General features: G+C 46.1%; 15 protein-coding genes. 3 read left to right on the top strand and 12 right to left on the bottom strand.

Translation table 11 applies throughout. From position 1 onward, the window contains the following. On the top strand, positions 1-891 hold the full coding sequence (gene serB / locus B0G85_RS00690; RefSeq protein WP_100378528.1) for a phosphoserine phosphatase SerB: 891 nt from the start codon (positions 1-3) through the stop codon (positions 889-891). Between the two features lie 37 nt (positions 892-928). Here serB and B0G85_RS00685 read toward each other — a convergent pair whose 3' ends face one another. The 7 genes from B0G85_RS00685 to B0G85_RS00655 all read right to left on the bottom strand — a co-directional run bounded on the left by B0G85_RS00685 (position 929) and on the right by B0G85_RS00655 (position 8,532). Continuing rightward, positions 929-2,113, bottom strand: a complete 1,185-nt coding sequence (locus B0G85_RS00685) for an acetyl-CoA C-acyltransferase family protein (protein ID WP_100378527.1) — start codon at positions 2,111-2,113, stop codon at positions 929-931. An 81-nt stretch (positions 2,114-2,194) separates the two neighbouring features. Next, entirely contained in the window at positions 2,195-3,553 is a 1,359-nt protein-coding gene (gene rimO / locus B0G85_RS00680; protein ID WP_100378526.1) for a 30S ribosomal protein S12 methylthiotransferase RimO, read from the bottom strand. A 2-nt stretch (positions 3,554-3,555) separates the two neighbouring features. Further along, on the bottom strand, positions 3,556-4,116 hold the full coding sequence (gene phaR / locus B0G85_RS00675) for a polyhydroxyalkanoate synthesis repressor PhaR (protein ID WP_100378525.1): 561 nt from the start codon (positions 4,114-4,116) through the stop codon (positions 3,556-3,558). A gap of 108 nt (positions 4,117-4,224) precedes the next feature. After that, positions 4,225-4,965 carry a 3-ketoacyl-ACP reductase gene (locus B0G85_RS00670; RefSeq protein ID WP_100378524.1) on the bottom strand — a complete coding sequence of 247 codons (741 nt, stop codon included), beginning with the start codon at positions 4,963-4,965 and terminating at the stop codon, positions 4,225-4,227. A gap of 22 nt (positions 4,966-4,987) precedes the next feature. Then, entirely contained in the window at positions 4,988-6,619 is a 1,632-nt protein-coding gene (gene phaC / locus B0G85_RS00665) for a class I poly(R)-hydroxyalkanoic acid synthase (RefSeq protein ID WP_100378523.1), read from the bottom strand. 100 nt (positions 6,620-6,719) lie between these two features. Beyond that, the gene (gene pgeF, locus B0G85_RS00660; protein WP_100378522.1) at positions 6,720-7,505 is read right to left on the bottom strand and encodes a peptidoglycan editing factor PgeF; all 786 of its coding nucleotides are present in this window, start codon (positions 7,503-7,505) and stop codon (positions 6,720-6,722) included. Continuing rightward, positions 7,492-8,532, bottom strand: a complete 1,041-nt coding sequence (locus tag B0G85_RS00655) for an RluA family pseudouridine synthase (RefSeq protein WP_100378521.1) — start codon at positions 8,530-8,532, stop codon at positions 7,492-7,494. Before B0G85_RS00655 ends, pgeF begins: the two co-directional genes overlap by 14 nt. 20 nt (positions 8,533-8,552) lie before the next feature. Between B0G85_RS00655 and B0G85_RS00650 the strand changes: the two genes are divergently transcribed. Continuing rightward, positions 8,553-9,446, top strand: coding sequence for an outer membrane protein assembly factor BamD (locus B0G85_RS00650; RefSeq protein ID WP_100378520.1), 894 nt, complete (start codon positions 8,553-8,555; stop codon positions 9,444-9,446). A 23-nt stretch (positions 9,447-9,469) separates the two neighbouring features. Here the strand turns inward: B0G85_RS00650 and alr are convergent, their stop codons facing one another. Continuing rightward, the gene (gene alr / locus B0G85_RS00645) at positions 9,470-10,567 is read right to left on the bottom strand and encodes an alanine racemase (RefSeq protein ID WP_100379125.1); all 1,098 of its coding nucleotides are present in this window, start codon (positions 10,565-10,567) and stop codon (positions 9,470-9,472) included. Positions 10,568-10,642: 75 nt separating this feature from the next. Between alr and lplT the strand changes: the two genes are divergently transcribed. After that, positions 10,643-11,962: a lysophospholipid transporter LplT gene (gene lplT, locus B0G85_RS00640; RefSeq protein WP_100378519.1), complete on the top strand. Its 1,320-nt coding sequence runs from the start codon at positions 10,643-10,645 to the stop codon at positions 11,960-11,962. Here lplT and B0G85_RS00635 read toward each other — a convergent pair. Genes B0G85_RS00635 through B0G85_RS00620 form a run of 4 tightly spaced genes read right to left on the bottom strand, consistent with a single transcriptional unit; the run spans position 11,959 to position 14,262 of the window. Next, on the bottom strand, positions 11,959-12,498 hold the full coding sequence (locus B0G85_RS00635; protein WP_100378518.1) for a DNA polymerase III subunit psi: 540 nt from the start codon (positions 12,496-12,498) through the stop codon (positions 11,959-11,961). The two genes, lplT and B0G85_RS00635, sit on opposite strands and share 4 nt — an antisense overlap. Next, on the bottom strand, positions 12,495-13,010 hold the full coding sequence (locus tag B0G85_RS00630) for a GNAT family N-acetyltransferase (protein ID WP_100378517.1): 516 nt from the start codon (positions 13,008-13,010) through the stop codon (positions 12,495-12,497). The genes B0G85_RS00635 and B0G85_RS00630 overlap by 4 nt, the downstream gene beginning before the upstream one ends. After that, positions 13,007-13,747, bottom strand: coding sequence for a tRNA (adenosine(37)-N6)-threonylcarbamoyltransferase complex dimerization subunit type 1 TsaB (tsaB, locus tag B0G85_RS00625; protein WP_100378516.1), 741 nt, complete (start codon positions 13,745-13,747; stop codon positions 13,007-13,009). The genes B0G85_RS00630 and tsaB overlap by 4 nt, the downstream gene beginning before the upstream one ends. 50 nt (positions 13,748-13,797) lie before the next feature. Then, positions 13,798-14,262 (bottom strand): VOC family protein, encoded by a 465-nt coding sequence (locus B0G85_RS00620; protein ID WP_100378515.1) that lies wholly within the window; start codon positions 14,260-14,262, stop codon positions 13,798-13,800. Positions 14,263-14,269 lie beyond the last annotated feature (7 nt).

The following is a 14,269-nucleotide window of genomic DNA, read 5'->3' as shown; positions in this document are numbered from 1 at the left end:
ATGACCAATCTCCATACGCTCGTAGGTCTATCAAATAAGCCGATCCCGCAGGATCTAAATGTGGCTCTTGAACATCATGCGCAGGCACTTGGGATAAAAATTGAGCCCCTAGAAATCAGCGATAAGTCAGGTCGTTATTTTTCTGCTCGCTGGACTATTAGTCACCAACTATCTTCTGAAACGCGCTTGGCAATGCGTGAGCTGGCGGCTAGTCACAATACCGATCTTGCTTTTTTACCGCCCCACTTTCAGCCTTCTGATATCAAAGTCTTAGCAATGGATATGGACTCGACCTTGATTAATATTGAGTGTATCGATGAAATTGCAGACTTCGCCGGTAAGAAGGCAGCCGTCTCTGAAATTACTGAAGCCACTATGCGTGGTGAGATCAAAGATTTTAAAGAGAGTCTACGTAGGCGTGTAGCACTACTTGCTGGTGTATCTGCTAATGTACTTGAATCAGTCTATTTAGAGCGCCTCCAACCCAATCCAGGTGCCACAGAATTACTTGCTGGCGCCAATGAACAAGGGCTTTATACCCTTTTGGTTTCAGGTGGCTTTACGTTTTTTACCGAAAAGTTACAACGCAAGTTTGGCTTTAAGCAAACCCAAGCCAACACCTTGGAAATAATTGATGGAAAGCTCACTGGCAAAGTGCTCGGTGAAATAGTGGATGGCGCTGCCAAAGCAAGCTATCTGGATCAAGTCTGCGTTGCAATGGATTGCCATAAATACAATGCAATCACCATGGGTGACGGCTCTAATGATTTACTGATGATGCACGGCTCTGGTGTTAGTGTTGCCTATAGAGCAAAAACAATTGTCAAAGAAAAAGCCGACGCGGCTTTTGACCGAGTCGGCTTAGATGCTGTGCTAATGCTAATTACCTAAGTCTGCCTGTAACTACTTTGGGAATTACACAACGCCATTAGAGGCGCTCAAAGATCGTCGCAATGCCTTGACCGCCACCAATGCACATAGTTACTAGCGCGTATTTGCCCTGCACCCGCTGTAATTCATGAATGGCCTTTGTTGCAATCGCAGCGCCTGAGCAACCAATTGGATGACCCAATGCAATAGCGCCACCATTCACGTTTGTCTTAGCTGGGTCTAATCCCAAGCCTTTAGTCACTGCCAAAGCTTGAGCAGCAAACGCTTCATTAGATTCAATAACGTCAATTTGATCTAACGTTAAACCGGCACGCTCAAGCGCGATTTTAGTCGCAGGAATCGGACCTTCGCCCATGATGTGGTTTGGAACACCGGCAATAGCATAGGATACAAGGCGAGCAATCGGCTTATAGCCGGCTTTCTGCGCAGCTTGCGCTTCTGCCAATACAAAAAAAGCAGCGCCATCATTAATACCAGAAGCATTACCTGCAGTAACGCTACCGCCTTCCTTTTTAAAGACGGCCTTCATCTTGCCTAAGGTTTCCATCGTGGTATCAGGCTTGCAGTGCTCATCAGTATCAAATACCACATCACCTTTACGGGATTTGATGGTGATAGGAACGATCTGGGATTTGAAGCGACCTTCTTTAATGGCGTGTGCAGCACGACGATGTGATTCCATGGCAAACGCATCTTGCTCTTCACGGGTCAACTTCCACTTTTCAACCAAATTTTCTGCAGTAACACCCATATGACCAACGCCAAATGGATCCGTCAAAACAGAAACCATCAAATCGAGCATTTTGGTGTCGCCCATACGAGCACCACTACGCATTGCTGGGGAGCCATACATGCCGCGGGACATTACCTCAACGCCGCCACCGATACCATAATCACAATCACCCAGCATGATGGCTTGGGCTGTAGTGACAATTGCTTGCAAGCCAGAGCTGCATAAACGATTGAGCCCCATGGCAACCGACTCCATCGGCAACCCAGCCTGGATCGAAGCTACGCGGGCGACATAGGCATAACGGTTATCTGTAGGAATCGTATTACCTACAGTAATGTAGTTAATCAATGCCGGATCGACACCAGAGCGAGAAACCGCCTCCTTCATCACAATACCGCCAAGCTCACAGGGTTCCATAGAGCTAAGGGCGCCTCCAAAGCTACCAATGGCAGAGCGAACAGCACTTAAAACAACGACTTCACGACTCATATTAATCCCCTTAGCAAAGCCATTTCTGGCTAAATTAGTTCATCTTGAAAGCTACTCTTCATAACGTTTTTATTCGAATAATCAAGTTTCAGCTATTAGGTCATGCCCTTGGGTGCTAATAACCGTTACCTTAATAATCTCACCAGCACGATAGCGCTTGGAAGGCTTATTGGCTGGTAAAACCCGAACCAAACCATCAATTTCAGGGGCATCACCAATACTACGACCAATTCCACCTGACTCGTCTACGCGATCAATAAGAACCTGTATCCGCTTACCTGTTTTTTTGCTTAGGCGCTTAATAGAAATTTCTTCTGCTTTAGCCATAAACCGAGCCCGACGTTCCTCGCGAACCAACTCAGGCACCGGATTATCAAGGACATTAGCGGTTGCGCCATCTACTGGCGAATAGGCAAAGCAACCCGCCCTATCGATCTGTGCTTCATCAAGAAAATGCAGTAAGTGCTCAAATTCTGCCTCTGTCTCTCCCGGAAAGCCGGCGATAAAGGTACTGCGAATGACCAAGTCCGGGCAAGCAGCACGCCAAGCCTGAATACGCTCCAAATTCTTTTCACCACTTGCCGGACGCTTCATGCGTTTAAGAACGTCTGGGTGAGAATGCTGCAAAGGAATATCTAGATAAGGCAACACACCATAACCATGATCGGAAAATTCAGCCATTAGCGGCAAAACATCATCGACATGGGGATATGGATAAACATAATGCAGGCGTACCCAAGCTTGGTGTTCACGAGCAATTTGATTGAGCGCATTGACCAAGTCATACATCTTGGTTTTGACCGGTTTACCATCCCAAAATCCCGTTCGGTATTGAATGTCCACACCGTAGGCGCTGGTATCTTGCGAAACAACCAATAGCTCTTTAACACCAGACTCCAACAATCGTTTTGCTTCGAGCAACACCTCACCGATCGGGCGAGATACGAGGTCTCCCCGCATGCTGGGAATGATGCAAAAAGTGCAACGGTGATTACAGCCTTCAGAAATTTTCAGGTAAGCATAGTGCTTAGGGGTAAGCTTTATTCCAATGGGTGGCAACAGATCGATAAAAGGATCATGTGGCTTAGGTAGATGTAGATGAATTGCCTGCATCACCTCTGCAGTGGCATGCGGGCCTGTCACAGCAAGAACTTTAGGATGAATGCTTTGTATAAGATCACTACCGTCGGCGTTCTTACGCGCACCCAAGCATCCCGTCACAATCACTTTACCGTTTTCTGCCAAAGCCTCACCAATGGCATTAAGACTCTCCTCAACCGCAGAATCGATAAAGCCGCAGGTATTGACCACCACCAAATCTGCGCCTGAATAATCATTTGATGTCTCATAACCCTCAGCACTTAACTGCGTCAATATGAGTTCAGAATCTACTAATGCCTTGGGGCATCCCAAGGATACAAAACCAACTTTTCCGACCACGACTATTCTTTCTCTGTTTTATTTGTTTGCTGCACAAATGGGAAACCGCTGAACACGGACGGTGTACCCTGCACTTGCTCTTGCATTTTAACAAATAGGTCTTTACTTTGATCCATGAAGCTCCCCATCAATCCTTGCATCATTGGATTTTGGAGATTGAGCATGTTAGCCCATGCCTCAGGGGTGCTCGCAGCACCTAAGCCTTGCGTCTGATCACCTAACTTACTATGAATATCTACAAACGATTGCATGGTCTTTTCTAAATAATTCCCCATGAGCCCTTGCATTGAATTTCCGTAAAAGCGAATAATCTGTGACAGCATCTGAGAAGAAAAAACAGGTGATCCAGCAGCTTCTTCTTCTAGGATAATTTGCAGCAAGATATTTCGCGTTAGATCATCGTCTGTTTTTGCATCGACAACAGTAAATGGATGGCTAGACATCACTAAATTTTTAATATCGGCTAATGTCACATAGGTGCTGGTTTGCGTGTCGTATAAACGGCGATTGGGGTATTTCTTGATTAAACGGCTTTCACCGGATTTTTTAGCACGTGTAGCCATGGTTTTTCCTTGCGATCATCACTGCAAAACAACATCGGCATAGTTTATTCCTAGTTTTTGACCAAGAGTAAATATGCCGACCTTAAAGCTGTAAAAATATGGATTTTTTTAACCTGTATGCAGACCGCCATTTAAGGAAAAATCAGCCCCAGTGGCATATCCACCGTCTTCAGACGCAATCCAGCAAATAATGGATGCAATCTCTTCTGGGGTGCCCAAACGCTTAACGGGAACGCCGGCAACGATCTTCTCTAAAACATCATCTCGGATAGCCTTGACCATATCTGTGCCGATATAGCCTGGGGAAACCGTGTTAACGGTCACGCCCTTAGATGCCAATTCATGCGACAAAGCCATGGTAAATCCATGTAAGCCTGCTTTTGCAGTCGAGTAGTTCGATTGACCAAACTGCCCTTTTTGACCATTTACAGAGGAGATATTGATAATGCGCCCCCAACCGTTATCAGCCATTGCATCGACAACTTGCTTAGTGACATTAAAGAGGGAATTTAAATTGGTATCAATAACAGCCTTCCAGGCTTCTGGAGTCATTTTACGAAATACGCTATCTCGGGTTATGCCGGCATTATTCACCAAAATATCAACACGGCCTACTTCCGCTTTGACTTTATCAAATGCAAGAACGGTGCTATCCCAATCTGAGACATTGCCCTCCGAAGCAATAAAATCATAGCCCAGGGCTTTTTGCTCACCCAGCCATCGATCTTTTCTTGGGGAATTAGGACCGCAACCTGCAATGACTTTGTAGCCATCTTTTGCCAAACGCTGGCAGATAGCAGTACCAATGCCGCCCATACCACCAGTTACATATGCAATCTTTTGAGTCATTTATATCCCCTTGTAAATCGAATTAAACCGCTGTTGTTATTTTTTCTTTTACATACATACCCGGAGCAGCCTCCAGCGCCTTATATTTTTTATTGCCAAAGAGCTTGCTCGCTTTAACCTTTTTACCCCCAAACGGCTTTAACCAAGCCGCATAATTAGGCCACCAACTGCCCTTAATATCTTTCGCTGCTGACAGCCATGCATCGGCAGTTTTAGCCAATGCATTGTTTTCAAAATAATGTCGTTTATTTTTAGCTGGGGGGTTAATCACTCCAGCAATATGGCCTGAAGCACCAAGAACAAATCGGTTTTTACCCTTCAGAATTCGCGTGGACTCATAAGCTGATTTCCACGGAACAATATGATCATCATGTGATGCATATATATAGGCGGGTATGGTGATTTTCTCAAGATGAATTTTTTCACCACAAACAGTGAGCTTACCCGGCTCAATCAATTCGTTTTGAAGGTAAGTGTGGCGTAAATACCAGCAATACATAGCGCCCGGTAAATTAGTAGAGTCGCCATTCCAATAGAGGAGATCAAAAGGAGGCGGAGACTTTCCTTTGAGATAATTTTCTACAACGTAATTCCAAACAAGATCATTAGGGCGCAAAAAGGAGAAAGTATTACCAAGTTCTAATCCTGACATCATGCCGAATTTTCCAGCTTGGCCGCCAATGCTCTCTTCGCGCAACTTCACCATACTGTCATCAATGAATACATCTAAGATGCCGCTGTCACTAAAATCCAATAAAGTGGTTAGTAAAGTTAAGCTGGCAACCCAGTCCTTTTTGCGTGCAGCGAGAACCGCCAAGGCAGTAGAAACAAGCGTACCGCCAACACAAAAACCTAAAACATTAATTTGCTCTGTGGTCCCAATTTCTTTGGCAACTTCAATAGCCTTAATAACACCCTCGCCAACATAATCGTCCCATGTCACTTGAGCCATAGCTTCATCAGGATTTTTCCAGGAAACTAAAAAAATCGTATGGCCTTGCTCGACCATGTACCGTACAACTGAATTATCTGGCTGTAAATCTAAGATGTAATATTTGTTGATACATGGTGGAACCATCAAGTAAGGACGCTCGAAGACTGTCTCGGTCAAGGGCTTGTATTGAATGAGCTCAAAGAGGGCATTGCGAAACACCACCTGACCCTCTGTCATCGCAATATTTTTACCAAGCTCAAAGGCGCTTTCATCCGTCTGAGAAACCTTGCCTTTTTTCAAATCGCCCAATAAATTAACGATCCCGTTTTGAATGGACTGCCCTTGCGAGCTAATAATATTTTCTAAAACTTCAGGATTTGTTGCGATGAAATTAGATGGCGATAATGCGTCAATCATTTGCTCTGTTGTGAACAAAATTTTGACCTTTGTTTTTTCATCGGCATCAACTGCTTTAGCAAGAGCCAACAAATGCCTGGAATTCAAGAGATAGCTCGCAGCAATAAACTTGCTCCAGGATGCTTGCCATGCATTGCCCGCAAAGCGCCGATCTTTTAGCTCAATGGCCTGAGGATTCGCAGCGAGGTGCGCCCACTGCGTAAAATATTCTTTCTGAATTTCTGCTAAACGCTCTGATGGGATTAATGCCATGTGTTGGGGTGCTAAAGATGGAGCTACTCCAGAATTCATGCCAGCAAACATAGTTATCCCATTAATTGAATAATCCTATTCTGCCTTTATATGCTGTAGATGGTTATACGCACTAACCCTAGCCCTGTAGCCCTTAGTGAAGCTGCAAAATCTATGGGGCAATCCATATTAATGAGGCAAAGCGCCCAGTCACACCCTCGCGACGATAAGAGTAAAAGCGTTGTGGGTCGGTGTAGGTACATAGGCCACTTCTTGCGATAGATAGAATGCCCAAAGACCGAAGACGGTCCGCGGCCAACACCTCTAAGCTGGCCAAATATTTACCGCGTCTGCCTGGAATCGGTATAAAAGCATCGCATAAGACGGATTCGGATTGATTGGAGAAAGCATCCAAAACATCCGACCCCACTTCAAATGCTGTTGGCCCAATGGCAGGCCCCATCCAAACTAAAATTGCTTCAGGAGTTAAGGAAGGCTTTAAGGAAAGCATTGCTTGTACAGTATTTTCTAAAACGCCGCCACTCAGACCTTTCCAGCCAGCATGAGCGGCAGCAATAACGTCACCCGCAACAGTAGTAAACAATACTGGCATACAATCCGCCGTCAAAATAGCCAAGACCTCGCCGGGCCTATCGCTAACAATAGCGTCGGCCACAATGGGCTCTAAAGGCAGAGCATCTCTGAGTATGGGCGTACTTACCTCTGTGCCATGGACTTGCTTTAACCAAGTGGGTTGGGACGAAAGCTGCCGAGTAAGAATGGCTCTGTTTTTCAAGACTGCTTGCGGTTCGTCACCAGCATTTAACCCCAGATTCATTTGGTCAAATGGGGGTTTACTAACCCCACCAAAACGGGTTGTACAAAAAGAGTGGATAGTAACTGGGGGTTGCCAGTCAGGTAAAAGATAATGCCCTGGCAGGCTGCTAACGCTGATCATTTTTAATTGAAGCCATTAAAGCAGCCTCTTTGGGAAGATCTTCCTCATTCATGCCGGTAAGTGATTGCAGTTGAATTAAATCTTCTGGCGGCAACCTAAACCAGGTCATGATTTCCAGTGACGTGGGGTGCTGCAAACTTAAAGCATAAGCGTGAAGTGCTTGACGCTCAAATGGGAGGGATTTAGCAACGCCGGGGGTTCTCTTGCGATACACCGGATCACCCAATAAAGGCAGACCCAAAGACTCTAGATGCACCCGTATTTGATGTGTTCTTCCCGTCTCAAGCCTGCACTCCAAAAGCGTAACCGGACTAGCAGCAAACTCGCCTTTAGCGAGGCGACGAAACAATGTAGCAGCCGGTTTACCCTGTGCAGAGCCTGCAGCCATCTTCAGTCGATCACGCTGATCTCGACCAACTGAGGCCAACACCTTACCCTGCGTAGGAGCCTCACCCCAAACCCAAGCCAAATATCGTCGCCCTACAGTTCGCTCCTGTAACTGCCTAACCAGGGCAGTCTGAGCCACATCTGTGCGGGCAACCACCATTAATCCGGAGGTATCTTTATCTAGGCGATGAACAATTCCGGCCCTTGGCAAGTGTTTAAGCTCGGGAAAGTGAAATAACAGCGCATTTAGCAAGGTTCCTGTCCAATTACCTACGGCTGGATGGACTACAAGACCCGCCGGCTTATTCACCACGATGATTGCCTCATCCTCATAGACGATATCTAAAGGGATGTTTTCAGGCGCAAAAGCGTATTGCTCGGGCATTTCTTGCGGAAATACCTTAATATTCTCACCGCCACGCAGCAAGTGGCGGGATTTTGTCACCACAACGCCGTCAACCATAACAGCGCCCTCTTCGACCCATGTCTTAAGGCGGGCACGGGAGTAATCAGGCAAAGCACCCCCCAGAAACTTGTCTAAACGCTCCCCATCCACCTCATGGGGAATTTCTAAGGTAATGAAATCCTCTTCATCGATATAATCAATGGGATTCGAATCCGGAGTTTTCAGCAATGCCACGCTTAGAGAGCCTTTTAGTTATGTCAGAAGTAAATACAACTACCAGTTTAAGGCTTGCTGGGATTATTGAAGCGCCCACTGGAAAATTAATGTCGATTCGCAGAGCTTCACTATCCGCCCTTTTGATTGCTGCAGTCTCAGCATGTCTCCTACTCAGTGGGTGCGCTGGTAGTGACGGCCAAAAAGATGACACTGATATTTGGTCGGAAACCAAACTGTACTCCGAAGCAAATGAAAAGCTAAATGACGGTGATTTTGCTAAATGTGGAAAATATTTTGACAAGTTAGAGGGTCGCTTCCCTTTTGGCCCCTACTCTCAGCAGGCACAAATTAACGCTGCTTACTGCTACTGGAAAGCACAAGAAACCGCTCTAGCTCAGATTGCTATTGATCGTTTTATCAAGTTGCACCAAGGCAGTCCCAATTTAGATTATGGCTACTACCTTAAGGGGATTATTAGCTTCAACGATGATTTAGGATGGCTCGGGAAATTTACTGGTCAAGACTTAAGCGAGCGTGACCCAAAGGCAGCAAAAGAGGCTTTTGAATCATTCAAAGTAGTTGTAGAACGATTTCCCGATAGTAAATATGCGCCTGACTCTTTAGACAGAATGCGCTACATCGTGAACTCTTTGGCCGAAGCCGATGTCATTGTTGCTCGCTTCTACTTTCAGCGTGGCGCCTACCTTGCCTCGGCGAACCGCGCGCAACTGGTTATTCGTGACTATGACAGAGCTCCTGCCGTAGAGGAAGCTTTGTATATCCTAGTGAAGTCTTATGAAAAATTAGGCATGACAGATTTAGCCAATGATTCTTTGCGCGTCTACAAACTTAATTTCCCTGATAGCCAAATGATGACGACCGGTCAACGCGTTATTAAAGAGCGTAAGTGGTGGCAGATCTGGAATAAATAAGTGCTGGTGTTCGCTATCGGAATTTAGGTAACAGCCACAGGGACCCTGGCAGTAAGAGCGCAAATTAGTTCATAGCCAATGGTGCCACTCATGTGCGCGACATCATCCACCGGAACTTCATTCCCCCAAAGCTCTACCTTGCTACCAATCATCGCCTGGGGAGCCCCTCTTAAGTCGATGGTAATCATGTCCATTGAAACTTGACCAGCGACTGGACAGATGACTCCGCCATCACCACCGGCACTCTGCACCCAAACTGGCGTTCCATCGGAGGCCTGCCTAGGATAGCCATCTGCATAACCACAGGCAATTACACCAATTTTCATATCTTCTGGCGCCTCAAAACGACCACCATATCCTACGTGCTCACCTTTTTTTAAATGCTGAATATCAATGATTTCACTATTAAGCGTCATTACTGCCTGAAGATCAGATCGAACAATATCTGCAAACACACCGGTTGGCGAGACTCCATACAACATGATTCCAGGGCGGATCCAGTCACCCAAGTAATTTCGATGCCACAAAATAGCTGCTGAATTACCTAAAGAGGTGGCCGCCTCTAAGCCCTGAATGGCTTGCTCAAAACAATCTACTTGCTCGCCAACACTGGGGTAACGATCTACTTGGTCAGCATTCGCAAAATGGGTCATATGATGCAGGCGATACCCCGCTGAATGCAGCACATGAAAAGCATTGCGATATTGCTCCGGCCTAAAGCCCAGGCGATTCATTCCAGAATTGAGCTTCAAAAAAATATTGATGGAATGCCCAGCATGGTTGGCGTAGGACTCTAACCAGGCCACTTGTTTTTCACTATGAACCACCATATCGCAACCTAAAGCAACCGCCCGCTCAAGCTCGGCTTGATGAAACAATCCCTCTAATAGCAAAATACGCCCATTCCAATCATGGTCTCTCAGCCATTGCGCATCAGCAATATCGAGTAATGCAAAGCCGTCTGTCGCCCCTAATCCCTGCAAGGCTGCCTCTAGGGTGTGCCCATAACCCTTAGCTTTGATAACAGACCAGACTTTAGATTCTGGTGCCAACTCCCGAATGCGGTTTAAATTGTGGCGGAAGGCTTTAGTATCAATAACTGCCGAAATTGGTCTATTAATAGATGGAATAGCCATGGACACCATATCTAACCTCCCTTTCATGTTTTAATTGACGCATATGACTAGATTGTACGAATGAACCGTAGTTTTTACACCATTATGGCGGCGCAATTTTTTTCGTCGCTTGCCGACAATGCATTGCTCATTGCGGCTATAGCCCTATTGGTCCAGCTAGAAGCTCCGGCTTGGATGACACCTTTACTCAAATTATTCTTTGTTCTCTCGTATGTAGTACTGGCTGCTTTTGTGGGGGCCTTTGCAGACTCCCGCCCCAAGGGCAATGTCATGTTCATCACCAATACTATTAAGTTTGTAGGCTGCGTAGTAATGCTCTTTGGCAGCCATCCTTTGCTCGCTTATGCCATAGTGGGTTTAGGCGCAGCGGCCTATTCTCCTGCTAAGTATGGCATTTTGACTGAATTATTACCCCCAGAAAAATTGGTAGCGGCCAACGGCTGGATTGAGGGTCTCACGGTAGGTTCAATCATCCTAGGCACAGTCCTTGGGGGCGTGTTAATCAGCGCCTCGGTCTCGCAAAGTCTACTGAGCTTTGATATCCCTTTACTAGAAACCGGTATTGATACCGCTTCAGAATCAGCCATTCTTATCATTATGATAATTTATGTCATAGCTGCATTAATTAACTTACGCATTCCTGATACGGGTGCTCGCTACGTTTCTCAAAAAACAAATCCAATCGAGCTTATTAAAGATTTTTCTATTTGTTTCAGAACCTTGTGGGATGATCGTCTTGGTCAGATTTCACTGGCGGTCACTACGTTATTCTGGGGTGCTGGTGCAACACTGCAGTTCATCGTCATCAAGTGGGCACAAGTCGCACTGCATATGACGCTATCTCAAGGCGCAATTCTGCAGGCTATCTCTGCATTTGGGGTTGCTGGCGGGGCTGTCTGGGCTGCATGGCGTATTCCCTTGCGTAGCTCCTTAAAGGTGCTGCCTTATGGCATCGCAATGGGCCTAGTTGTTTGTGTCATGGCCATTTATAACTCAGACATGTTGCCTAATGTTGCGCTGTTCAGCATCGGCAAACTTGAGGTTTCCCTCAATCTAGTACCCGCCTACTTTTTACTTATTTTAGTTGGCTGGTTAGCCGGGTATTTTGTAGTGCCTATGAATGCCCTACTACAGCATCGTGGACACGTCCTGATGTCTGCTGGCCACTCGATTGCAGTTCAGAACTTCAATGAAAATATATCCGTTCTGATCATGCTCCTACTGTATTCAGGTTTAATCTGGCTTGATATTCCCATTCAGTATGTGATTATTGGTTTTGGCGTGTTTGTCAGCATCATCATGTGGCTTGTCATCAAAAGACACAAAGCAAATCAGGCTGAGCGTGACTCAATGCATCTGATTGGCGAACATAAACACTAAGTATTTTGTAGAACTGATTTGGCAAGCAATACATCCTGCCAAAATAATGCCTTATCTTTTGGTCTCGAAACAAGGTGATTTAATTCAAAAGTCGCTATCAAGGGTAGCTCTTGGGCCCCCTCTTCCATAAATGCCAGTACTGTCTCACGCAGCTGTGGCAACGCATCTCGCTCACCAGACAATTTTTGTGCCACTGAGCCACCAAAAGCCAAAGCAACCATCGGAATACCGGTTTGCATTAATGCCTCAACCTCTACTGCATCACTTGGATTTTTCCAAAGCCATTCTTGTGGAGATAAGCCCAAAGCACGAACAATGCCCTGAAACAGTAACTCAGTATCGCCTTGCGGTGGATTACCAAAAAACCACCATAAAGCCGCCGGGGACCGATCGATGGCTATGGCTGAGGCTGGTGGTGCAGTGATGGCTTTGGCAATTTCAGGAGCCTCGGATGTCATGTCAGCTTTTGTATCACGCGAAGTCCATTCGGTAATACCCATTTCTTTTAGGAAGGCTGTGTTGGAATGCATATTCATTCCCCTAGCTTAATCGATTTAGCCATAACCAGAGCATCTTCCCGTGATCCGGTTAAAGAATCAGCCGGATAGTAATTTTTTCGTAAGCCAATCTGCTCATAAGCTAAACGATCATAGAGCTTGAGTGCCGAAACATTGCTGGGCCTGACTTCCAAAATGATGCGGGGCATCTTTTGCTGTACTGCTACCCCCTCAATAGCGCCCATCATTTTGACGCCGATACCCAGATTACGCAGCTTTGGAGCTACAGTAATATTTAATAAATGTAATTCATCAACCGCGGGAAACAGAATGCAGTAAGCCCAGAGAATGTCTGGGTCTAAATAACTACCCTTCACAGGATCTTCGATTTGGGGGCGAACACAATAAGCCCAATGCCCAGCAGCAAGAGAGTCAGAAAAATTTCCCCTGGTCCAAGGGTGTAAATGTGACACAGATTCAATCGCAAGAACTGCCCCTAGATCAGCAGAAACCATCGGCATAAACGATAGCTCAGCAATACCTTCATTCATTGTAATGCTCGCTCTGCAGCCGTATATGCCACCTTATTACGCACATAGAGCGGCTCTAATAAGCGCACATCTTGGTGCAGCCCTTGAGCCCATAACTTCTGGGCGCAGATTAAAACGCCAAGTGACTCAATACCGATTTCTGCATCTAAATGACTATCCAAGAAAGTTTTTCCTTGCAAGAATGTACTTTGAGAAGCCAATAGACGATCACCAAATTCTCCGATAGCACTTCCAGCTATGTATTGAACACCATCCAAATCAACTGCCTCGGGAGCGGATAACTGAATTTCTCCGATACGCTCGGCCCACGCTAGCGATTGGCCCCGTAAGACGCGATATTTAGCCCAATAGGCTTCGCCCATTCTGGCATCCATGGCAATGAGAAAGGTTGAGGGGGCGACTTGCAAAAATGTGGGCTTTAAGAGCAATTGAGCGGCAATTGCATCCAAACTAGCAACCGGAATTACAGGCAGACCAGCAGCAAATGCTAAACCTTGGACAGCAGCAACCCCCAATCTAACACCGGTAAAGGCACCAGGACCCACCCCAACAGCGATTGCGTCCAGAGATGCCAGTTTGATATTAGCCTCCATCAGAAGCCCGTCTATCCACGGCAAAAGGAATTGGCTAGCGCCAGCTGAGACTTTTTGATGACGAACCAGGTTTGGGGCATCATCCATAGATAAAGCCACAGAACACCAGGCAGATGAAGTATCAATCGCTAAAATTCGGGTCAACTGCGCTTCTCTTTTTTCTTTTTTTCTTATTGCTATTAGGGGGGTTGAGGCTACGAACCCAACCCCTGAATGATATCGGGTGTTGCCTGTACTAACTCAATCAATACGCCCTCCCCGCATAAGGGAAACTCTGCATTCCCTTTAGGGTGCACAAAGGTAATATCATGCCCTGCAGCCCCCTTACGGATGCCGCCAGGAGCAAAGCGTAGACCTTGTGCCGATAACCACTCAACTGCTTTAGGAAGGTCATCAACCCAAAGGCCGATGTGGTTTAAAGGGGTTTGATGCACTGCAGGTTTTTTATCGACGTCCAATGGCTGCATGAGATCTACCTCAATTTCATAAATGCCTTGGCCAATTGCGCATATATCTTCATCTACGTTTTCACGCTCTGATACAAAGGTACTTTTATATTCAAAGCCCAATAAATCGACCCATAACTTACGCAAGCGAGTTTTATGCTCACCGCCAATAGCGATCTGCTGAATACCCAATATCTTAAATGGCTTAGTCATTTTTTAT

Origin of the sequence: Polynucleobacter brandtiae, from assembly GCF_002797575.1 — a bacterium.
In the GTDB taxonomy this organism is placed as follows: domain Bacteria; phylum Pseudomonadota; class Gammaproteobacteria; order Burkholderiales; family Burkholderiaceae; genus Polynucleobacter; species Polynucleobacter brandtiae.
The sequence above is the reverse complement of the archived record's forward strand: the minus strand, read 5'-3'. Positions and strand labels throughout refer to the sequence as shown.

Coding starts and splice junctions, on each gene's coding strand:
- B0G85_RS00635 (WP_100378518.1), bottom strand. CDS start 12,498: ATGAATATGCATTCCAACACAGCCTTCCTAAAAGAAATGGGTATTACC.
- serB (WP_100378528.1), top strand. CDS start 1: ATGACCAATCTCCATACGCTCGTAGGTCTATCAAATAAGCCGATCCCG.
- B0G85_RS00685 (WP_100378527.1), bottom strand. CDS start 2,113: ATGAGTCGTGAAGTCGTTGTTTTAAGTGCTGTTCGCTCTGCCATTGGT.
- B0G85_RS00650 (WP_100378520.1), top strand. CDS start 8,553: ATGTCAGAAGTAAATACAACTACCAGTTTAAGGCTTGCTGGGATTATT.
- pgeF (WP_100378522.1), bottom strand. CDS start 7,505: ATGATCAGCGTTAGCAGCCTGCCAGGGCATTATCTTTTACCTGACTGG.
- B0G85_RS00670 (WP_100378524.1), bottom strand. CDS start 4,965: ATGACTCAAAAGATTGCATATGTAACTGGTGGTATGGGCGGCATTGGT.
- phaC (WP_100378523.1), bottom strand. CDS start 6,619: ATGTTTGCTGGCATGAATTCTGGAGTAGCTCCATCTTTAGCACCCCAA.
- B0G85_RS00630 (WP_100378517.1), bottom strand. CDS start 13,010: ATGAATGAAGGTATTGCTGAGCTATCGTTTATGCCGATGGTTTCTGCT.
- phaR (WP_100378525.1), bottom strand. CDS start 4,116: ATGGCTACACGTGCTAAAAAATCCGGTGAAAGCCGTTTAATCAAGAAA.
- B0G85_RS00620 (WP_100378515.1), bottom strand. CDS start 14,262: ATGACTAAGCCATTTAAGATATTGGGTATTCAGCAGATCGCTATTGGC.
- lplT (WP_100378519.1), top strand. CDS start 10,643: ATGAACCGTAGTTTTTACACCATTATGGCGGCGCAATTTTTTTCGTCG.